Annotated in this window: 19 protein-coding genes; 11 read left to right on the forward strand and 8 right to left on the reverse strand. The window is 62.6% G+C overall.

The features are described from left to right. Positions 1 to 532: 532 nt before the first annotated feature. Complete coding sequence (locus E8E68_RS25890; RefSeq protein ID WP_266028808.1) at positions 533 to 1,393, reverse strand: DUF6279 family lipoprotein; 861 nt, start codon at positions 1,391 to 1,393, stop codon at positions 533 to 535. Positions 1,394 to 1,522: 129 nt separating this feature from the next. On the opposite strand from E8E68_RS25890, the gene E8E68_RS25895 reads away from it, so the two are divergent. Further along, entirely contained in the window at positions 1,523 to 2,359 is an 837-nt protein-coding gene (locus E8E68_RS25895) for a S1-like domain-containing RNA-binding protein (protein ID WP_110743732.1), read from the forward strand. On the opposite strand, the gene E8E68_RS25900 is transcribed toward E8E68_RS25895, so the two are convergent. Beyond that, positions 2,360 to 2,740 carry a hypothetical protein gene (locus E8E68_RS25900; protein ID WP_110743731.1) on the reverse strand — a complete coding sequence of 127 codons (381 nt, stop codon included), beginning with the start codon at positions 2,738 to 2,740 and terminating at the stop codon, positions 2,360 to 2,362. A gap of 129 nt (positions 2,741 to 2,869) precedes the next feature. Next, complete coding sequence (locus E8E68_RS25905) at positions 2,870 to 4,342, reverse strand: right-handed parallel beta-helix repeat-containing protein (RefSeq protein ID WP_266028809.1); 1,473 nt, start codon at positions 4,340 to 4,342, stop codon at positions 2,870 to 2,872. A gap of 243 nt (positions 4,343 to 4,585) precedes the next feature. Between E8E68_RS25905 and E8E68_RS25910 the strand changes: the two genes are divergently transcribed. From E8E68_RS25910 to def, 3 genes are all read left to right on the forward strand, one after another. Further along, positions 4,586 to 4,765: a CsbD family protein gene (locus E8E68_RS25910; protein WP_110743729.1), complete on the forward strand. Its 180-nt coding sequence runs from the start codon at positions 4,586 to 4,588 to the stop codon at positions 4,763 to 4,765. A gap of 193 nt (positions 4,766 to 4,958) precedes the next feature. Continuing rightward, on the forward strand, positions 4,959 to 5,918 hold the full coding sequence (locus tag E8E68_RS25915; RefSeq protein WP_110743728.1) for a YihY/virulence factor BrkB family protein: 960 nt from the start codon (positions 4,959 to 4,961) through the stop codon (positions 5,916 to 5,918). Next, the gene (def, locus tag E8E68_RS25920; protein WP_266028810.1) at positions 5,915 to 6,451 is read left to right on the forward strand and encodes a peptide deformylase; all 537 of its coding nucleotides are present in this window, start codon (positions 5,915 to 5,917) and stop codon (positions 6,449 to 6,451) included. The genes E8E68_RS25915 and def overlap by 4 nt, the downstream gene beginning before the upstream one ends. Here the strand turns inward: def and E8E68_RS25925 are convergent. Continuing rightward, a complete protein-coding gene (locus E8E68_RS25925) occupies positions 6,406 to 6,774 on the reverse strand; it encodes a GNAT family N-acetyltransferase (RefSeq protein WP_266028811.1) in 369 nt (122 codons plus the stop codon). The two genes, def and E8E68_RS25925, sit on opposite strands and share 46 nt — an antisense overlap. 352 nt (positions 6,775 to 7,126) lie before the next feature. Between E8E68_RS25925 and E8E68_RS25930 the strand changes: the two genes are divergently transcribed. From E8E68_RS25930 to E8E68_RS25950, 5 genes are all read left to right on the forward strand, one after another. Then, a complete protein-coding gene (locus E8E68_RS25930) occupies positions 7,127 to 7,384 on the forward strand; it encodes a DUF2790 domain-containing protein (protein ID WP_280346105.1) in 258 nt (85 codons plus the stop codon). Positions 7,385 to 7,630: 246 nt separating this feature from the next. After that, positions 7,631 to 8,056, forward strand: coding sequence for a nuclear transport factor 2 family protein (locus E8E68_RS25935; protein ID WP_110743724.1), 426 nt, complete (start codon positions 7,631 to 7,633; stop codon positions 8,054 to 8,056). A 44-nt stretch (positions 8,057 to 8,100) separates the two neighbouring features. Then, on the forward strand, positions 8,101 to 8,445 hold the full coding sequence (locus E8E68_RS25940; RefSeq protein WP_110743723.1) for a YciI family protein: 345 nt from the start codon (positions 8,101 to 8,103) through the stop codon (positions 8,443 to 8,445). Positions 8,446 to 8,466: 21 nt separating this feature from the next. Beyond that, positions 8,467 to 8,952, forward strand: coding sequence for an SRPBCC family protein (locus E8E68_RS25945; protein WP_266028813.1), 486 nt, complete (start codon positions 8,467 to 8,469; stop codon positions 8,950 to 8,952). Then, positions 8,952 to 10,190, forward strand: coding sequence for an RNA polymerase sigma factor (locus E8E68_RS25950; protein WP_266028814.1), 1,239 nt, complete (start codon positions 8,952 to 8,954; stop codon positions 10,188 to 10,190). Before E8E68_RS25945 ends, E8E68_RS25950 begins: the two co-directional genes overlap by 1 nt. 126 nt (positions 10,191 to 10,316) lie before the next feature. On the opposite strand, the gene E8E68_RS25955 is transcribed toward E8E68_RS25950, so the two are convergent. Next, positions 10,317 to 10,787, reverse strand: a complete 471-nt coding sequence (locus E8E68_RS25955) for a MaoC family dehydratase (RefSeq protein WP_266028815.1) — start codon at positions 10,785 to 10,787, stop codon at positions 10,317 to 10,319. 34 nt (positions 10,788 to 10,821) lie between these two features. Then, on the reverse strand, positions 10,822 to 11,766 hold the full coding sequence (locus tag E8E68_RS25960) for an alpha/beta hydrolase (protein WP_266028816.1): 945 nt from the start codon (positions 11,764 to 11,766) through the stop codon (positions 10,822 to 10,824). A gap of 218 nt (positions 11,767 to 11,984) precedes the next feature. Here E8E68_RS25960 and fadD2 point away from each other — a divergent pair, with 218 nt between their 5' ends. Beyond that, entirely contained in the window at positions 11,985 to 13,673 is a 1,689-nt protein-coding gene (fadD2, locus tag E8E68_RS25965; RefSeq protein WP_110743719.1) for a long-chain-fatty-acid--CoA ligase FadD2, read from the forward strand. Positions 13,674 to 13,968: 295 nt separating this feature from the next. Continuing rightward, complete coding sequence (gene fadD1 / locus E8E68_RS25970; protein WP_110743718.1) at positions 13,969 to 15,666, forward strand: long-chain-fatty-acid--CoA ligase FadD1; 1,698 nt, start codon at positions 13,969 to 13,971, stop codon at positions 15,664 to 15,666. 581 nt (positions 15,667 to 16,247) lie between these two features. Here the strand turns inward: fadD1 and E8E68_RS25975 are convergent. Both E8E68_RS25975 and E8E68_RS25980 read right to left on the reverse strand, forming a co-directional pair. Continuing rightward, the gene (locus tag E8E68_RS25975) at positions 16,248 to 17,555 is read right to left on the reverse strand and encodes an FAD-binding oxidoreductase (RefSeq protein WP_266028817.1); all 1,308 of its coding nucleotides are present in this window, start codon (positions 17,553 to 17,555) and stop codon (positions 16,248 to 16,250) included. A gap of 24 nt (positions 17,556 to 17,579) precedes the next feature. Next, the gene (locus E8E68_RS25980; RefSeq protein ID WP_280346115.1) at positions 17,580 to 18,944 is read right to left on the reverse strand and encodes a glutamine synthetase family protein; all 1,365 of its coding nucleotides are present in this window, start codon (positions 18,942 to 18,944) and stop codon (positions 17,580 to 17,582) included. Positions 18,945 to 19,129 lie beyond the last annotated feature (185 nt).

The following is a 19,129-nucleotide window of genomic DNA, read 5'->3' on the forward strand; positions in this document are numbered from 1 at the left end:
GGGCTTGTCCCGCGAAGAATCCAACACGGTGCATGGCACCGGCTCCGCCGGTGTTCGCGGGTACACCTGCTCCCACAGGGGATCGCGCTAGATTCTAGAAACTGAGCAAGCCAATTGTTTCCCCTGGTACTGCATCAGCCTCAAGCCTGCGGGGTTGGACCTGTGGGAGCGGGCTTGCCCCGCGAAGCATCCACCACGGTGGATGGCACGGGCTTCGCCCGTGTTCGCGGGACAAGCCCGCTCCCACAGTGATTGCGCTAGATTCTGGGAATTGAGCAAGCCAGTTGTTTCCCCAGGTACTGCATCAGCCTCAAGCCTGCGGGGGTACCTGTGGGAGCGGGCTTGCCCGCGAAGCATCCAACACGGTGGATGGCACCGGCTGCGCCGGTGTTCGCGGGACAAGCCCGCTCCCACAGGGATTGCGCGAGATTCTAGAAATTGAGCACGACAGTTGCTCCTGCAGCGTCACTGCCGAATCAATACGCTATAAGCACGGGTTGGCCCGCGAAGAGGCCAGGCCTGCTTTGCACTATTAGCCCTTCAAACATTTCAGCTCACTGAAATTGGAACGCACCTTATCCAGGCGCTCTTGCAGGAATCGCCGCTGCTGCGGGGTGCTCTGCTGCACCAGGTCCACCAGCAGGCTGCGGGCCTGCTGCTCGGTATTTTGGTAAGCCGCCCGGTACTCCGGTGTCCACAGGCTTTCCTTGCGCTGCAACAAGGTTGCCAGGCGCGGCTCGAAGGTGGCGTCGTTGCGCTGGTTCATCGCCAGCAGCAACTGCTGCTGCCAGTGAGCGCGGTTGGCGATCCATTCCCGGTTCTGGTCGCCCAGCGCCGTGGACCAGGCCTGGACCCGCTGCTTCTGGGCTGGCGTCAACTCGCCAAACCATGGAGTCAGGCGTTTCTCCATGCGCTCGCTACGCCGGGCGATCTGTTTTGGCAGCGGGGTGTCCACATACTTTTTCTGCCGTTCATCGATGTCCTCGCGGAACGCCTCGCGCATCTCCGCCACCTGGGCGTCGCTCATGCCGCGCAGCAGTTCGGTGGCCGATGGGGTGATTGCTTCGGCGACCCGGCCAATCGCCTGGCGGGCTTCACGGGTGCGCTGCTGCAGGGCCTGGTCGGTAACCTGATCATCCGCGACCATGTCGCGTACCCGGTCCAGCCAGTCGAGGTAACCGGGCAGCTGAGTCTTGCAATGCCAGGCCAGGTGCTCCTTCAGGCGGTCGTCGAGCAGGGCCTTCTGTTCGCGGTTCATGTCCAGGTAGTCGCCCAGCGACCACGGCACCAGGCGGTCGAGGTTGCGGTAGGCCAGGTCCATGCGGCTGCAGGCGGCGAGGGCCAGGGCAAGACCGATGGTGACAAGCAGGGCTTTGGACAGGCGAAGGGGCATGTGCTGTTCCTTGCTGAGGCTGCCCGATGGTAGACGCAAGTGGAGGCTGACGGTTCCACTGCATCGGCGGTCGGGCAGCGCGCTGGCTTCAGGTGTAGAATAGCCGCCTTGACTTGAGGATCATTGGAAATGGCTCTGCTTGGGCGTTACAACAGTTTGCAAATCGTGAAACACGTGGACTTCGGTCTGTACCTGGACGGCGGCCCCGATGGCGAGATCCTGCTGCCAGGGCGCTACATCCCGAAAAACGCCGAGACCGAAGTGGATGACTGGCTGAACGTGTTCATCTACCTGGACAGCGAAGACCAGCTGATCGCCACCACCGAAAAGCCCAAGGTGCAGGTCGGTGAGTTTGCCAGCCTCAAGGTCAAGGACATCAACGGTGCCGGCATCTTCCTCGACTGGGGCCTGTCCAAGGACCTGCTGATGCCGTATTCGGAAGAAGCGCGGCCACTGAAGATCGGCGACTATTGCGTGGTGCACGTGTACCTCGACAAGCGCACCCGCCGTATCACCGCCACGTCGCGTCTGGACCGCTACCTCGACGTCGCCCCGGCCGACTACAAGGTGGGCCAGCCGGTCGAGCTGCTGGTGGCAGGCGAAACCCCGATGGGCTTCAAGGCCATCATCAACAACCGCCACTGGGGTCTGATCCACAAGAACGAGGTGTTCAAGTTCCTGCGTTCGGGCATGCACGAGAAAGGCTTCATCAAGGAGCTGCGCCACGACGGCAAGATCGCCCTCAGCCTGCAACCGGTGGGTGCGGCGCTGGCCGACAGCCTGCAAGAGCAGATCATGGCGCGTCTGGAAGCTGAAGGCGGGGTGCTGGGCGTGTGTGACAAGAGCGACCCGGCGTTGATCAGCAAGCTGTTCAACGTCAGCAAGGGCAACTTCAAGAAGGCGATTGGCGGGTTGTTCAAGCAGGGCCTGATCGTCATCCATGACGATCGCATCGAGAAGGCCTGATCAGGCCTGCACGAAGGTGCTGAAGTCCAGCTGCTCACCACCCGGACGGGTGTCGCGCAACAGCGAGTCGCGGTCGGCGCTGAGGGCCAGGCTGATGGTGGAGCGGCGCTTGCCGGGCTTGCGCACTTCCATCCGCTCCAGGTGCGCCTTGAGGAAATTGGTGGGCACCTTCAGGTGCTGTAGCTCATCGCTTTCCGGGGTGTGCAGCAGCAGGTTGACCCAGTCGGCCTGGCCTTTGCCCAGCAGCGCCACCGGCACTTCGAACCACCACAGGTGGCGTTTGTGATCGAGGATGGCGAACAAAGTGTTGCTGCTATTAAGCACCGGGCGGGCCAGTGCTTCGTTGCGCCGGGCGATGGCGGCGGGTTTGTCGAGTTTCATGCAGGTTCCTGCGGGTTGACGCTATGAAGGCCTGCATTGTGAGGGGTGGCGGTTAGTGGGGCAAGGTTTGCCATCTGCTTTACCTGTTCCGGCCTCTTCGCAGGCTTGCCCGCAAAGAGGCCGGTAGCCTTATCGCCGAACCGGCGAGCTCAACTCGGAAGTGGCCCCATCAGCGGTAGTGACAGTCGCAGTGAAGCTGCGCAACCCGTCCACGTTCTCCAGCACCTGGGCAAACCGCGCCAGCCCTTGGTCGTCGCTGTTCACCAGCACCTCCCCAAGGTACTGCTCCGCCTCGGTGCCTTCTGCCTCGGCGTTACCAAAAAACTCCACCCGCAACAGGCTCGACGCCGGCCCTTGCACTTCTCCGCGCAGCACATTGCCCTCCAGTGCCACCAGCCGAGGCGCCTGCTGGTTATGGTTAGGCAGCGGCAGGCATGGCTTGGGCTCGCCATGGGCGTCGCAGATGATCGCCTGGTCCTGCTTTGGCAGGTCAGCCCCGACCCCGCGTGAACCCACGTACAACGCATGCGCCTGGGCCGGCACGCCAAACACGATCGCGCCTGTGCGCTGGCCAGGCACGCAAGAACCGCCCGCTTCGCAACGGCGGATGTCCTGGCTGTTGCCCCAGATGCGGTTGCCGCTCAGGCGCGTGGCGGTTACTGCCGGCTCGGGGCGCAGGGCCACGCCAATGCGGTTGCCGTGGATCAGGTTGGCGTCGAGGATATTGCCCTCGCCGGTAACGCTGACGCCGATCGAGTTGCCGCTGAAGGTGTTGGCGGCCAGGTAGTTGCGTTTGCCCCAGTTGATCTGCAGGCCGTCAGAGTAGTTCTCGAAGCGGTTGTGCACCACGCTGTTGTCGTTGCCCAGCAGAATCTCGATGCCTTGGGAGGGCTCGGGGTTGGCGGCAGTAGAGCGGAACAGGTTGTCGGCCACCAGGTTGAATGCCGCGCCACGGGTCAGCTCCAGGCCGTCGCCATTGTCGATCAGCTGGTTGCGCAGCACCTTGTTGTTGTTCGTGGTGGTAGCGGTGGGGTTACCGGCGCCATCGTCACCGGTCAGCATGATGCCAGCGCCGCCTTTGTTGGCGACGATGCGGTTGTCTTCGATCACGTTGCCACTGGCGCGGTTGACCAGGATGCCGATGCAGAAGTTGCGTACTTCCAGGCCGCTCAGGTGCACGCCCTGGGTGTCTCGCAGCACCAGCCCGGGGTTGGTGGTGGTGCGCACGTTGGTGCCGAACTGGCCGGGCAGGGCGCCGGGGCAGGTGCGCACGCCCTGGTCCTTGATGTACGCCGAACCGTCGATGGCGATGTATTGGCCGTCGTGGGCCCAGGGCAGGCCGGTGATGCTTACCGGGCCCTTGATTTCCGGCAGCGCGCGGCTGGGGCGGATGACATAGGGCGGCTTGCCGACCGCAGCGATGTCGATGCGGTAGTGGCCGGGATTCTGGTTGCTGGTTTCGATCGCCCAGCGCAGCGAACCGGGCTGGCCGTCGTCGGCGTAACGCTCGACACGCAGGGTTTCGGGGCTGGCCGGTGCAGCGGCCAGGGCGGGCAGGGGGAGCAGTGGCAGCAATGCCACCAGCGCAGGCATCAAACGCATGGGTGCGGGTATCCGGAAACATTGTTCTTGTGGTGTGCCAGCCTGCTTGGGGCGGACCTTTGCGGGGCATTCTAGGGCAGCTGCGCAGGCTGCGTAGCGCTACCAGAGCGATTTGGTGCGGTATTCGCCCGCAGCTTTACCGCTCGGCTTGTGGCTGGAAAATCCGTTGAAACTCTTGGAGAGGGTGTTGGGTCCACCCTCTGTCGACACGGTTCACGTGTCTCCATTTGCAGGAGTTTTGCCATGAGCGGTACTAAAGACAAAGCGAAAGGTCTGGCCAACGAAGCGATCGGCAACGTGAAACAGGGTGTTGGCAAGGTCACCGACAATGACAAGCTGCGCGCCGAGGGCAAGGCGCAGGAGCTCAAAGGCGAGGCGCAGCAGGTCAAGGGTGACATCAAGGATGCGGTGAAGAAACCTTGATTTGAGAAGGCCTGTGCCGGCCTCTTCGCGGGTAGACTCGCTTTAACAGGGCCCCAGCGTGCCTGTGGGTTCACCCACGAATAGGCCGGCATTATCGTCAGTAAATTCTTCAAACACGGCAGGGAGCAGCACAGCATCGGCACGGTCTATTAGACTTGTCTGTTGAATCGATCAAGCGGCGAAAGGAGACGCTATGATTTTTTCCGCCCTGCAGGGCTTGCCCTTGCACCGCGTGCTGGTGCGCACCGTCAAGGAATTCCTCGACGATGAGATGTCCACCTACGCCTCGGCGCTGGCTTACCAGGCGCTGTTTTCGCTGTTCCCGTTCCTGCTGTTCCTGATTGCCCTGATCGGTTTCCTGCACCTCCCCGACTTCTTCTCCTGGTTGCGCCTGCAATCGGAACTGGTGTTGCCGCCGCAAGCGCTCGAGCAGGTCAACCCGGTGATCGACCAATTGCAGCAGTCCAAGGGTGGGTTGTTGTCGGTGGGTATCGTGATTGCGTTGTGGACCGCGTCGGCCGGCGTGCGGCTGATGATGAGCGCCATGAACGCCGCCTACGACGTGCCTGAAGGCCGGCCGGTCTGGAAACGCATTCCCCTGTCCATTTTCTACACCGTGGGCCTGGCCGGCATGCTGCTGGCGGCTGCTGCGCTGATGGTGCTGGGCCCTCAGGTGATGGAGTGGATCGCGTCGCAGGTGGGCATGCAGGAGTTCATCGTCACCTTGTGGACCATCCTGCGCTGGCCGGTGATCGTCATCCTGTTGATGGTGGCGGTGGCGTTGATCTACTACGTGATGCCTGACGTAAAGCAGAAGTTTCGCTTTATCACCCCGGGCTCGGTGCTGGCGGTGGTGGTATGGATCGTCGCCTCGCTGGGCTTTGCCTACTACGTGAAAACCTTCGCTGACTACAACGCCATGTACGGCAGCATTGGTGCAATCATCGTGCTGTTGCTGTATTTCTATATTTCGGCCGCCGTGCTGCTGCTTGGCGCCGAAATGAACGCGGTGATCGAGCACATGTCGAGCGAGGGCAAGAACCCTGGTGAGAAAGATTTCGAAGGGCACAAGGCCCCGGAAACCATCACCGTGCTGGGTCATGAGCACCCGCAACCAAGCCAGCACCAACCTTCCGAGCCGAACCCCAGATGATCCGTGACATCCTCAAGATGGGCGATGAACGCCTGTTGCGCATCGCTCCACCCGTGCCCGAGCAGATGCTCGGCAGTGCCGAACTGCAGCAACTGATCGACGACATGTTCGAAACCATGCGCCATGTCGGCGGCGTGGGCCTGGCTGCGCCGCAGGTCGGCATCGACCTGCAACTGGTGATCTTCGGCTTTGAACGCAGCGAGCGTTACCCGGATGCCGAAGCGGTACCTCAGACCATCCTGCTGAACCCGGTCATCACGCCGACTTCAAGCGAGATCGAGGACGGCTGGGAAGGCTGCCTGTCGGTGCCCGGCTTGCGTGGCGTGGTCCCGCGCTTCAAGCATATCTGTTACGAAGGCATCGACCCTCAAGGCAACCCGATCAGCCGCTTCGCCGATGGTTTCCATGCGCGGGTGGTGCAGCATGAATGCGACCACCTGATCGGGCGTCTGTACCCGTCGCGTATCCAGGACTTTGCCAAGTTCGGCTACACCGAGGTGCTGTTCCCCGGGCTCGAAGCCAGCGACGACTGATCCCGCTGCAACGCCACCAGCCGTTTGCTGCGCTGGTAGCGTTGCAGGCGGCTAGCCAGGGCCTCTGGCAACTGCTGGGCCAGGGCGAAACCCAGGTGTTGATAGAAGGGCGCCAGGTCCGGGTGGCAGAACAGCCAGGTCGGCCCGTCAGTCTGTGCCAGCGCCGCCTCGACCAGGCGCCCGGCCACACCTTGGCTGCGCCGCTGCGGCGCCACGAACAGCCCGGTCAGCCAGAAACCCTCGCCCACTTTGCTCAGGCTCAGCCCGGCGATGATACCCGGCCCCCTGGTTACCCACAGGTCGGCGTCGCTGGCCGCACGCATGCGTGAGCCGTGCTGGCGGTAAAAATGGTCCAGCAGCCGGCGTTCGGTGTCCGAAAGTTTTGAACACGATAAATTTTCAGAAATGACGCGCCCTACCCTGAAAGCTGGCCAGAGGCTCTGGCCTGAAGATTTGCGGCCACTTTGTCGCAGATTGTTGCAAATCCGGCAAGGGTGAATATCCGAGTTCGGGGTTCAACTATTGTTGGCCGGGAGTAGACTTTTATTCATCCCCCCTGGCAGTACGAAGCGGGATCGGTACTTCGTGCCATCTTCACCGTAGATGGCAACTTCTCCGCGCCGGATACGGCAATAGAAGTCAATCGATCAGCTTGAACGCTCAAAAGGCAAAACCATGAAACCATTACTGATTCTTGCATTGGTCGGTATGTCCTCGTTCGCCCTCGCCGATGAGGCCAAACCCGTCTCCAGCCAGCCTGTGGCCCAGCAGTACGACTATTCGATGAACCTGGACATCAAGCGGGTGATCAACCTGTCGACCATCCCCAATGTCTGCGAAGTGGTACCTGCCACCATGACCTATGAAGACCACCAGGGCCAGGTGCATACCCTCCAGTATCGTGCCATGGGTGAGGGTTGCCAGCAGGGCTGACGGCAGGTCAGGCGATCCAGGTGGTCGCCGCAGCATCTTCACTGCTTGTGGGATCGAGCGCCGCGCGGGCGGCGCTCGATCTCCCAGGCGCCCAACCCCCGAGAACATTCACCAGCTAGGCCCTGATGCATGCTCTCTGCATAAAATAATCTCCACCTCTGTCGATTCCCCCTTCCTCCATTCGACCATGAGTGAAGGCACGCGCGCAGCGTGCCAAAACACCCTGTCCTGTCGGAGGAACCCCCGATGAGCACCGCAGCCGAAACCGAGATCCGCCAATTGATCGAGCGCTGGATGCAAGCCGTGCGCGATCGCGACATCCCCAATATTACCGCCCCCTACGCTGACGATATCGTCGCCTTCGATGCCATCCAGGCCCTGCAGTTCAAGGGTAAGGCCGCCTACACCGCGCACTGGCAAATGTGCATGGGCATGTGTCCCGGTGCCATGGTCTTCGAACTTGCCGAACTGACCGTGCATGCCTCCGGTGATTTGGCCCTGGCCCACTGGCTTAACCGCTGCGGGCCGGCTGACGACGAGAGCCAGTGCGGCTTCATGCGCGCCACCGTGGGTTATCGTCGCCAGGCGGGTCAATGGCAGGTTGTCCATGAGCATTGGTCAGCCCCCTTCGACATGCAAACGCAAAAAGCCCTGTTCGATCTCAAGCCCTGAGCCGTTATCGCCAAACGCACTTTGCCAATGCCCTGGAGGCGACCATGAAATACCTGTGCCTGGTCTATTGTGACGAGGGGCTGTTGCACAGCCTGCCCGACAGCCCGGAAGACGCCGAGTGCATGGCCTACGCCGAGGCCATTCATGGCTCCGGGCGAATGCTCGCAGCCGAGGCGTTGAAGCCAGTGCAGACAGCCACCACCGTGCGAGTACGCAACGGGCACATGAGCCTGACCGACGGCCCTTTCGCTGAAACCAAAGAGCAACTGGCCGGTTTTTACCTGGTGGAGGCCCGCGACCTTAATGAAGCGCTGAACATCGCCAAGGGCATCCCCGCCGCCAGAGTGGGCAGTGTCGAAGTGCGACCAGTGCGCGAACTGCAACTTTGACTGCCACGGAGAACTACCAGCATGAGCCTTGCACCCACTGCGCAAGCGCAACACGAGTTGTCTATCAGCCGCCTGATCGACGCGCCACCGGCCAAGGTGTTCCGCGCCTGGACCGAACCTCAGTGGCTGATGCAGTGGTGGGGGCCGCACGGCATGACCACCCCTGAGTGCGAGATGCAGTTGTGGGCCGGTGGCCTGTTCCGCACTCTGATGCGGGCACCGGATGGCAGTGAGTACCCGAACCAGGGCGTTTTTCTGGAAATTGCCGCGCCGCGCCGTCTGGTATTCACCGATGCCTTCGGCCCTGGCTGGGTCCCCTCGAACAAGGCGTTCATGACTGCCGTGATCAGCTTTGACGAGGAGCTGGACAAAACCCGCTACACCGCCCGCGCCTGGCACTGGAGTGCCGCTGATTGCCGGACCCATGAGGAAATGGGCTTCTACCAGGGCTGGGGAGAAAGCCTGGACCGCCTGGTGGAGGTGGTGACCCAGCGGATGCCCGACTGATGGCGGCACTGGTGCAGGTACGCGCCGAGCTCGAGGCAGTGTACCGGCTGGAGTCGCGGCGCATCCTGGCGACGCTGATCCGCCTGCTGGGTGACTTCGACCTGGCCGAGGAGGCCATGCACGATGCTTTCTTCATCGCTGTCGAGCGCTGGCAACGTGACGGTATCCCAGCCAACCCGCGCGCTTGGCTGGTGTCCACCGGGCGTTTCAAGGCCATCGATGCGCTGCGTCGGCGCGCCCGCTTCGACCGCTCCCAGGCCGACCTGAGCATGCTGCTCGACAGCCAGGCACAGGACCCCAGCGAAGAAGAATTGCTGGCGGATGACCGTTTGCGGCTGATTTTCACCTGTTGCCACCCGGCCCTGTCGGCTGATGCCCAGGTGCCGTTGACCCTGCGCGAAGTCTGCGACCTGACCACCGAGCAGATCGCCCGCGCCTTCCTGCAAAGCCCGGCCACCATCGCCCAGCGCATCGTCCGTGCCAAGGCCAAGATCCGCGATGCCGGCATCCCTTACCAGGTGCCGGAGCTGAGCGAACTTCCCGAGCGCCTGGAAAGTGTGTTGCGGGTCATCTACCTGGTGTTCAACGAGGGGTATTCAGCGTCTTCGGGTGAGACTCTTTTGCAGCAGGACCTGAGCGATGAAGCCATCCGCCTTGCGCGGTTGCTGGTGCAGTTGATGCCTGACCCTGAAGCGGTCGGCTTGCTGGCCCTGATGCTGCTGCACGCCTCCCGGCAGCAGGCGCGCACCGATGCTGATGGCAACCTGGTGCTGCTGGAGCAGCAGGACCGGAGCCTGTGGGACCGGCCGCGCATTGCCGAAGGCTGCGAGTTGGTGCGCCAGGCCCTGCAGAGCCGGGCCTTTGGTGCCTACACGGTGCAGGCGGCTATTGCTGCTGTGCATGCTGAAGCGGCAACCGCAGGTGAAACGGACTGGGCGGAAATCGTCGGCCTGTATGACGTGTTGCAGCGGCATTGGCCGTCAGCGGTGGTGGAACTGAACCGGGCGGTGGCACTCGCGAAGCGGGATGGGCCGGAGGTTGGCCTGCGCGAAGTCGAAGGGATTCTGGCGCGCGGTGAACTGCTGGACTATCACCTGGCGCATGCGGCGCGGGCCGAGCTGCACTACCAGCTGGGGCAGGTGGGGGAGGCGCGTGCGGCGTGGCTGCAGGCGCTGGCGCTGACCCGGCAGGCGCCGGAGCGGCGGCATATCGAGCAGCGCCTGAAAGTCATCGAGTGATGTTGGCTGCGCTGGCCTCTTCGCGGGTAAACCCGCTCCCACAGGATCACCACAGGTTTGAGCATTGTGCTGTACCTGTGGGAGCGGGTTTACCCGCGAAGAGGCCGTTGCGGTCTACATCAATCTTCAGCTAGCCACGAAATTCGGTGGCGACACCAGCTCGACGGTCTGCTGCTTGCGCGGTGCAAGGATCTCGGCCTCGCCCTGCACCACCAGCTCATCGTTCTGGTTGTACACGTTGGTGGCAATACGCACCTTGAACTTGGGCAGCTTCTCGAGAATTTTCAGGCGCACGGTCAAGGTGTCGCCGATTTTAACCGGCTTCTGGAAGCTCATCTGCTGGCCCAGGTAGATGGTGCCAGGGCCGGGCAGGGTGCAGGCCACTGCCGCACTGATCAGCGCGCCGCTGAACATGCCATGGGCAATACGCTCGCGAAACATGCTTTTGGCGGCGAACTCGGCATCCAGATGAACCGGGTTGTGGTCACCGGACATCGCGGCGAACAGCTGGATGTCACGTTCTTCAACGGACTTCTTGTACTCGGCCGTCTGGCCAACTTCGAGGGCTTCGTAAGGCGTGTTGGTGACCTGGGACATCGGTGCTTCCTTAAGCGTTGGGCGAGGGCAGCGATCATTCACTGCGCACGGGGCGGCCAAGGGCCAGCGCCTGTTCAAGCCAGCCGAGAATATCGGCGGTGACCTCGTCACGGTTGGTTTCGTTGAGTACTTCATGCCGCGCTTCAGGGTAGACGCGCAGCTGGACATGTCGATTGCCGGTCGCGCGCAGCGCGTCAGCCAGGTGGGTGAGACGCTTGCCGGCACTGACCGGATCACATTCTCCTCCAATCACCAGCATCGGCAGGTTCGGATCGATTTGCGCGAGGTTACCCGGCTTGCTGATTTGCGCCAAGCCTTGCAGCAGGTCGAGCCAAAGCTGGTTGCTGCAGCGAAAGCCGCACAGCGGGTCGTTGACGTACAGGTCGACCTCGACCGGGTCGCGGCTGAGCCAGTCGAATGCGGTGCGGGTAGGGGTGAAGGGCTTGTTGAACGAACCAAACGACAGCCACTCGATCAGTGCGCTTTTACCCAGCGAACCCTGGCGCCAGGCCTCCAGCCGGGCAATCAGCCGGGCCGCCCGATAAAGCGCTGCCGGCTGGAAGTTGGAGCCGCTGAGAATCGCCCCCTGCAAGCTGGCGCTGTGGTGCAGCAAGTAGGCCTGGGCGATGTAGCTGCCCATGCTGTGGCCGAACAGGAACAGCGGTGTGCACGGGTACTGCTGACCGATGTGCTGGGCCAACCGGCCGAGGTCGTTGACCACGGCATTCCAGCCATGATGGCGGGCGAACAGGCCGAGACTGCCCTGCTCGGCCGTGCGCCCGTGGCCACGCTGGTCGGCCGCGAACAGGGCAAAGCCGGCCTCGCTCAACGCGTCGCCCAGCCGCTGGTAGCGCCCGGCATGCTCGGCCATGCCGTGGGCCAGCAACACCACGGCCTTTACCGGCTTGGCCGGCAGCCATTGGTGTACATACAGGCTGCAGTGCTCACTGGCGGGCAGCCAGAAGGCGTCGTGGGGCATGGCGGATCCTTGTGCGCAGGGTTACCCGGACAGTGTATGCACAACCGGCCGGATTGCAGGAAGGGCACAAATAAGATTCACAATGTTAATGGCGGCACTTGGCGTGTATGCCATCTCGGGCTTACCTGCTAACGTCGGATCAACGCCTTTTTGCCGGCAGGCGATGAGGTAAAGGACTAAAGGACGCGGTGCAGGTCCAGGCAGAGGAACAATAATAAATGCAAGCCGACTTCTGGAATGACAAGCGCCCTGCGGGCGTGCCATCCACCATCGACATCAATGCCTACACCTCGGTGGTCGAGGTGTTCGAGCGCTCCTGCAAGCGCTTTGCCGACCGCCCCGCGTTCAGCAACCTGGGGGTCACCCTCAGCTACGCGGACCTGGAGCGCCATTCGGCAGCCTTCGCCGCGTGGCTGCAGCAGCACACCGATCTCCAGCCGGGTGACCGCATCGCGGTGCAGATGCCCAACGTGCTGCAGTACCCCATTGCCGTGTTCGGTGCCATGCGCGCGGGGCTGATCGTGGTCAACACCAACCCGCTGTACACCGAGCGCGAAATGCGCCACCAGTTCAAGGACAGCGGCGCGCGTGCGTTGGTGTACCTGAACATGTTTGGCAAGCGGGTCCAGGAGGTGCTGCCCGACACCGGCATCGAGTACCTGATCGAGGCGAAGATGGGCGACCTGCTGCCCGCCGCCAAGGGCTGGCTGGTCAACACGGTGGTCGACAAGCTGAAGAAGATGGTACCGGCCTACCGGTTGCCCCAGGCCATTGCGTTCAAGCAGGTGCTGCGCCAAGGCCGCGGGCTGTCGCCCAAAGCGGTGCCGCTGAGCCTCGACGATATCGCCGTATTGCAATACACCGGCGGCACTACTGGCCTGGCCAAGGGCGCCATGCTCACCCACGGCAACCTGGTGGCCAACATGCTGCAGGTGCTGGCCTGCTTCTCGCAGCACGGCCCCGACGGGCAGAAGCTGCTCAAGGACGGCCAGGAGGTGATGATCGCGCCGCTGCCGCTGTACCACATCTATGCGTTTACCGCGAACTGCATGTGCATGATGGTCACCGGCAACCACAACGTGCTGATCACCAACCCGCGGGATATCCCCGGTTTCATCAAGGAGCTCGGCAAGTGGCGGTTCTCGGCCTTGCTGGGGTTGAACACACTGTTCGTCGCCCTGATGGATCACCCCGGCTTCCGCCAGCTGGACTTCTCGGCGCTGAAGGTCACCAACTCCGGCGGCACAGCGCTGGTCAAGGCTACCGCCGAACGCTGGGAGGCCATTACCGGCTGCCGTATCGTCGAAGGTTACGGCCTGACCGAAACCTCGCCGGTGGCCAGCACCAACCCCTATGGCCAGTTGGCGCGCCTGGGCACAGTGGGCATCCCGGTTGCCGGCACAGCCTTCAAGGTGATCGACGATGACGGCAACGAACTGCCGCTGGGGGAGCGTGGCGAGCTGTGCATCAAAGGGCCTCAGGTGATGAAGGGCTACTGGCAGCAGCCCGAGGCTACGGCGCAGGCGCTGGATGCAGACGGCTGGTTCAAGACCGGTGATATCGCGGTGATCGACCCGGACGGCTTCACCCGTATCGTCGACCGCAAGAAGGACATGATCATCGTCTCGGGCTTCAACGTGTACCCCAACGAGATCGAGGACGTGGTGATGGGCCACCCCAAGGTTGCCAACTGCGCAGCCATCGGCGTGCCGGACGAGCGTTCCGGTGAGGCAGTGAAACTGTTCGTGGTACCACGTGAGGGGGGGCTGAGCGTGGAAGAGTTGAAGGCCTACTGCAAGGCCAACTTCACTGGCTACAAGGTGCCCAAACACATCGTGTTGCGCGACTCGCTGCCCATGACGCCGGTGGGCAAGATTCTGCGGCGAGAGCTGCGGGATATCGCGTGATACGTGCTTAGCCATTCGCGGGCTCGCCCGCGAATGCTTAAAAACCGCTCTAACAGGCTGAATACAGCCTGATCTGCGACATTTTGGATAATTACTCTAAAAATGACTTGTATTGTTCATTGAGTCATTTTTGTGACCGTGAAGCCTGTTTTGGCCTCTAGGCGACCCTAGGCAAAGCTGTTACTCTCGGCCCGCTTTCAGATGATCCGGTTTGCAATGAGCCGTCATCTCATATCAATAATAAACGCATCGACGCGTGAATCGAACTTCGCTGTTGCTGAAGGAGTGGGCTTCCATGATCGAAAATTTTTGGAAGGATAAGTACCCAGCCGGGATTACGGCGGAAATCAATCCTGACGAATTCCCCAACATCCAGGCGGTACTCAAGCAATCCTGCCAACGCTTTGCCGACAAACCGGCCTTTAGCAACCTGGGCAAGACTATCACTTATGGCGAGTTGTATGCGCTGTCAGGGGCGTTTGCTGCCTGGCTGCAGCAGCATACCGACCTCAAGCCGGGTGACCGCATTGCCGTGCAGTTGCCCAATGTCCTGCAATACCCGGTCGCGGTGTTCGGTGCCATGCGCGCCGGGCTGATCGTGGTCAACACCAACCCGCTGTACACGGCGCGGGAGATGGAACACCAATTCAACGACTCGGGCGCCAAGGCCCTGGTGTGCCTGGCCAACATGGCCCACCTGGCCGAAAAGGTGGTGCCCAAGACCCAGGTCAAGCACGTTATCGTCACAGAAGTGGCCGACCTGCTCCCACCCCTGAAGCGCCTGTTGATCAACAGCGTGATCAAGTACGTGAAGAAGATGGTGCCGGCCTACCACCTGCCGCAGGCCGTGCGCTTCAATGATGCGCTGGCGCTGGGCAGGGGCCAGCCGGTAATCGAGGCCAACCCGCAGGCCAGCGACGTGGCGGTGCTGCAGTACACCGGCGGCACCACTGGCGTGGCCAAGGGCGCCATGCTGACCCACCGCAACCTGGTGGCCAACATGCTGCAGTGCCGGGCGCTGATGGGCTCGAACCTGCACGAAGGCTGCGAAATCCTTATCACCCCGCTGCCGCTGTACCACATCTACGCGTTTACCTTCCATTGCATGGCCATGATGCTGATCGGCAACCACAACGTGCTGATCAGCAACCCGCGTGACCTGCCGGCGATGGTCAAGGAACTGGGCAAGTGGAAGTTCAGCGGGTTTGTCGGCCTCAACACACTGTTCGTTGCCCTGTGCAATAACGAAGCGTTTCGCGCCCTGGACTTCTCGGCTCTGAAAATCACCCTGTCGGGCGGCATGGCCTTGCAGCTGAGCGTGGCCGAGCGCTGGAAGGCCGTTACCGGTTGTGCCATCTGCGAAGGCTACGGCATGACCGAAACCAGCCCGGTGGCAGCGGTGAACCCGGCGGAGGCCAACCAGGTCGGCACCATCGGTATTCCGGTACCATCGACCCTGTGCAAGGTCATCGATGACGCTGGCATCGAGCTCCCGTTGGGCGAAGTGGGTGAACTGTGCGTCAAGGGCCCGCAGGTCATGAAGGGCTACTGGCAGCGCGAAGACGCCACTGCCGAGATTCTCGATAACCAAGGTTGGCTGAAGACCGGCGACATCGCCCTGATCCAGCCTGATGGCTACATGCGAATTGTCGACCGCAAGAAGGACATGATCCTGGTCTCGGGCTTCAACGTATACCCCAACGAGCTGGAAGACGTGCTGGCAGCCTTGCCGGGCGTCTTGCAGTGCGCGGCCATTGGTGTGCCGGACGAGAAGTCGGGTGAGGTGATCAAGGTCTTCATCGTGGTCAAGCCGGGCATGACCGTGACCAAGGAGCAGGTGATGGAGCACATGCGTGCCAACGTGACCGGCTACAAGGTGCCACGCCTGATCGAGTTCCGCGATTCGCTGCCGACCACCAACGTGGGCAAGATCCTGCGCCGCGAACTGCGTGATGAAGAGCTCAAGAAGCAGGGCTTGAAGAAGATCGCCTGATCAGAACGCCGAACGGTCATTGTGGGAGTCTTGTGTCGCGAAAGGGGCGCAAGGCCGCTCCACTTTATCGTGCCAGCTTTCCAGGTACTGCATCAGCCTCAAGCCTGCGGGGGTACCTGTGGGAGCGGGCTTGTCCCGCGAAGAATCCAACACGGTGGATGGCACCGGCTCCGCCGGTGTTCGCGGCTAAAGCCGCTCCCACAGTGATCGCGCTAGCCTCTAGAAATTGAGCAAGCCAGTTGTTTCCCCAGGTACTGCATCAGCCTCAAGCCCGCTCCCACAAGGGATCGCGCTAGATTCTGGAAATTGAGCAAGCCAGTTGTTTCTCCAGGTACTGCATCAGCCTCAAGCCTGCGGGGTAGCTGTGGGAGCGGGCTTGTCCCGCGAAGAATTCAACACAGTGCATGGCACCGGCTCCGCCGGTGTTCGCGGCTAAAGCCGCTCCCACAGGGGATCGCGCTAGATTCTGGAAATTGAGCAAGCCAGTTGTTTCCCCAGGTACTGCATCAGCCTCAAGCCCCAGGGATCGCGCTAGACTGCAGAAATTGAGCAAGCCAGTTGCTCCTCCACAGTTCGTCAACTCAGCGCAGCTTCTCAAGCATCTGGTAATACCACATCCCCGCCGCCAGCAGCGGGTTCCCCAGCAAGTCCCCCATTGGCACCCGCACATGCTTGCACTGGGCGAAGGTGTCGAACTTTTCCAGAGTGCCGGTCAGCGCTTCGGCCATGATCTCGCCCATGATGTGGCTGGTGGCAATGCCGTGCCCCGAATAACCCTGGCAATACCAAACGTTATCCGACAGCTTGCCCAGCTGGGGGATGCGGTTGACCACGATGCCCATGGCGCAGCTCCACTGGAATTCGATCGGTACGCCCTTCAAGGCCGGGAACGTGCGTTCGATGCAGGGGCGCAGTTCGGCTTCGATATCCCGTGAGTCACGGCCGGAGTAGTTGGCGCCGCCGCCGAACAGCAGGCGCTTGTCGGCCGTCAGGCGGTAGTAGTCCAGCACGAAGCGGCAGTCGTACACCGCCAGGTCCTGCGGGTTGATCTGCTCGGCCAGTTCACCCAGCGGAGCAGTGGTGACGATGCCACCCATGGCCGGGAAGATCTTGCCCTTGAGCTGGCGCTTTTCCAGCTTGTGGTACACGTCGCCGGCCAGCATCACCTGGCGTGCTTCGACCCGGCCATGGGCGGTGACTACCGCCGGGCGCGGCCCGTGGACGATGTCCAGCACCTCGGAGTTCTCGAAAATCAGCGCGCCCAGGCTGTGCGCGGCGCGGGCTTCGCCGAGGCACAGGTTGAGCGGGTGCAGGTGCAGGTTGCGCAGGTTCTTCAGCGCGCCCTGGTACAACGGGCTCTGTAGGTGCTCAGCCACAGCAGCGCGGTCGAGCAGTTGCACCTGCTCGCCCATGCCCCGGCGGTGGGCCTCGGCTTCGAATGCGCGCAACTCGTTCATGTGCGACGGCTTCATCGCTGCATGCAGGTGGCCGCGCTTGAGGTCGCAGTCGATGCCGTAGCGCGCCACGCGTTGCTCGATCACTTGGTGGCCACGCCAGCGCAGGTGCCAGATGAAGTCATCGACTTCGGCGCCCAGATGGTTGCGCATCTGTGTGCGCATGGCCTCGTCGCCTGACAGGCTGCCGGTGACCTGGCCACCATTACGACCGCTGGCCCCCCAGCCGATGCGGTTGGTTTCGACAATGGCGACCTTCAAGCCACGTTCGGCCAGTTCGACTGCCGTGGCCACGCCAGTGAAGCCGCCGCCGATGATCGCCACATCCACCTGCACAGTGCCCTTGAGTTGCGGGTACTCGGTGTGGTCGTTGAGGGTGGCGCTGTAGTAGGACGGCGCACGCTGCGCCGGGCCGTTGTTCAATGCTGCGTTCATGGGTGTTCCTTGTTTTGTAGGGGCTCAGGCCTGGTGCAGGTACCAGCGCCAGTCCTGTTCGCTGACTTCGGCCATGAACTGGCGGTACTCGGCGCGCTTGACCTTCAGGTACACGCCAAGGAAGTCCTCGCCCAATGCCTCGCGGGCCCAGTGCGAATGCTGCAGGGCGTCGAGGGCGGTCAGCCAGTCGGTGGGCAGGTGTTCGGTGGCCTGGGCATAGCCATTGCCTTCCACCGGGGCGCCCGGGTCCAGCTGTTCGCGGATGCCACGGTGGCTGGCGGCAAGGATCGCCGCAGCAGCCAGGTATGGGTTGGCGTCGGCGCCGCAGATGCGGTGCTCTACATGCCGGCTGTTGGCCGGCCCGCCCGGTACGCGCAGGCTCACGGTGCGGTTATCGACGCCCCAGGTCGGCGCCAGTGGCGCATAACTGTTGGCCTGGAAGCGACGGAACGAGTTGGCGTTGGGGCAGAACAGCAACAGCGACTCGCGCAAGTGCCGCAACATGCCGGCCACCGCCTGGCGCAGCAGGGGCGTCCCGGCCTTCTCGTCGCTGGCGAACAGGTTGTTGCCGGCGTTGTCGGCCAGGCTCAGGTGCATGTGCATGCCGGTGCCGGCCAGCTGCGCGAACGGCTTGGCCATGAAGCAGGCCTGCATGCCGTGGGCATGCGCCACGCCTTTGACCAGGCGCTTGTAGCGCACCGCCTGGTCCATTGCCTGCAGTGCATCGCCGTGCTCCAGGGTGATTTCCACCTGGCCCGGGGCGTATTCGGAAATCGCCGTGCGCGCCGGGATGCCTTGGGCCTTGCAGGCAGCGTACAGGTCGGCGAGGAACGGCTCTATCTGCTCAAGCTCGCGCAGGCCGTAGACCTGGGTGCTGCGAGGGCGGCCGCCATCGTTGTCCAGCGCCGGTTGCGGGCGGCCCTGGGCATCGCGCTGCTGGTCCAGCAGGTAGAACTCCAGCTCGCAGGCCATCACCGGGTAGTAGCCGTCGGCGTTCAGTGCCTCGATGGTGCGCAGCAGCACATGGCGCGGGTCGGCGATGCTGGCCGGCAAGCCCTCGCTCGGGTGCATGCTCACCTGCACCGCGGCGGTCGGCACCCGGCGCCAGGGCAGGCGTACAAGGCTGCCTTCAAGCGGGTAGGCGCGGCAGTCGATATCGCCCACGTCCCAGACCAGGCCAGAGTTTTCCACATCGTCGCCGTTCAGGGTCAGGCCGAGGATGGTGCTGGGCAGCGGTCGGCCGGTCTGGTAGACGGCCAGCAGTTCGTCGCGATGCAGCAGTTTGCCGCGGGGTACGCCGTTGGCGTCGAGGATGAACAGCTCGAACAGCTCGATATCAGGGTTGTCGGCCAGGAAACGGCTGGCGTGCTCTATGGGTGCAAAGTGCATGATCGATTCGCTCACGGCTGCGCAGGGCCGCGCAAACAGGCGGCCCAGCTGAGTCAAACGGCCAGACGCTGGCCGGGTTTGTTCACAATGGCGTGAGCGAAGTGTCCGGTGGGCGGGCGTGGCGGCAATGCCACAAGGCCCAGAAGGCGAGGATGATGTGCACCAGCGGATTTTCCCCGGCACGG

The sequence above is a fragment of the Pseudomonas sp. BN607 genome, assembly GCF_029871175.1.
Lineage (GTDB): Bacteria > Pseudomonadota > Gammaproteobacteria > Pseudomonadales > Pseudomonadaceae > Aquipseudomonas.

Bases quoted from the DNA above. Each gene is read 5' to 3' on its own strand.
- E8E68_RS25960 (WP_266028816.1), bottom strand. From the start codon at position 11,766: ATGCCCCACGACGCCTTCTGGCTGCCCGCCAGTGAGCACTGCAGCCTG.
- E8E68_RS25895 (WP_110743732.1), top strand. From the start codon at position 1,523: ATGGCTCTGCTTGGGCGTTACAACAGTTTGCAAATCGTGAAACACGTG.
- E8E68_RS25915 (WP_110743728.1), top strand. From the start codon at position 4,959: ATGATTTTTTCCGCCCTGCAGGGCTTGCCCTTGCACCGCGTGCTGGTG.
- E8E68_RS25930 (WP_280346105.1), top strand. From the start codon at position 7,127: ATGAAACCATTACTGATTCTTGCATTGGTCGGTATGTCCTCGTTCGCC.
- E8E68_RS25935 (WP_110743724.1), top strand. From the start codon at position 7,631: ATGAGCACCGCAGCCGAAACCGAGATCCGCCAATTGATCGAGCGCTGG.
- E8E68_RS25980 (WP_280346115.1), bottom strand. From the start codon at position 18,944: ATGCACTTTGCACCCATAGAGCACGCCAGCCGTTTCCTGGCCGACAAC.
- E8E68_RS25925 (WP_266028811.1), bottom strand. From the start codon at position 6,774: ATGCGTGCGGCCAGCGACGCCGACCTGTGGGTAACCAGGGGGCCGGGT.
- E8E68_RS25950 (WP_266028814.1), top strand. From the start codon at position 8,952: ATGGCGGCACTGGTGCAGGTACGCGCCGAGCTCGAGGCAGTGTACCGG.
- def (WP_266028810.1), top strand. From the start codon at position 5,915: ATGATCCGTGACATCCTCAAGATGGGCGATGAACGCCTGTTGCGCATC.
- E8E68_RS25910 (WP_110743729.1), top strand. From the start codon at position 4,586: ATGAGCGGTACTAAAGACAAAGCGAAAGGTCTGGCCAACGAAGCGATC.
- E8E68_RS25905 (WP_266028809.1), bottom strand. From the start codon at position 4,342: ATGCGTTTGATGCCTGCGCTGGTGGCATTGCTGCCACTGCTCCCCCTG.
- E8E68_RS25940 (WP_110743723.1), top strand. From the start codon at position 8,101: ATGAAATACCTGTGCCTGGTCTATTGTGACGAGGGGCTGTTGCACAGC.
- E8E68_RS25900 (WP_110743731.1), bottom strand. From the start codon at position 2,740: ATGAAACTCGACAAACCCGCCGCCATCGCCCGGCGCAACGAAGCACTG.
- E8E68_RS25890 (WP_266028808.1), bottom strand. From the start codon at position 1,393: ATGCCCCTTCGCCTGTCCAAAGCCCTGCTTGTCACCATCGGTCTTGCC.
- E8E68_RS25975 (WP_266028817.1), bottom strand. From the start codon at position 17,555: ATGAACGCAGCATTGAACAACGGCCCGGCGCAGCGTGCGCCGTCCTAC.
- fadD1 (WP_110743718.1), top strand. From the start codon at position 13,969: ATGATCGAAAATTTTTGGAAGGATAAGTACCCAGCCGGGATTACGGCG.
- fadD2 (WP_110743719.1), top strand. From the start codon at position 11,985: ATGCAAGCCGACTTCTGGAATGACAAGCGCCCTGCGGGCGTGCCATCC.
- E8E68_RS25955 (WP_266028815.1), bottom strand. From the start codon at position 10,787: ATGTCCCAGGTCACCAACACGCCTTACGAAGCCCTCGAAGTTGGCCAG.
- E8E68_RS25945 (WP_266028813.1), top strand. From the start codon at position 8,467: ATGAGCCTTGCACCCACTGCGCAAGCGCAACACGAGTTGTCTATCAGC.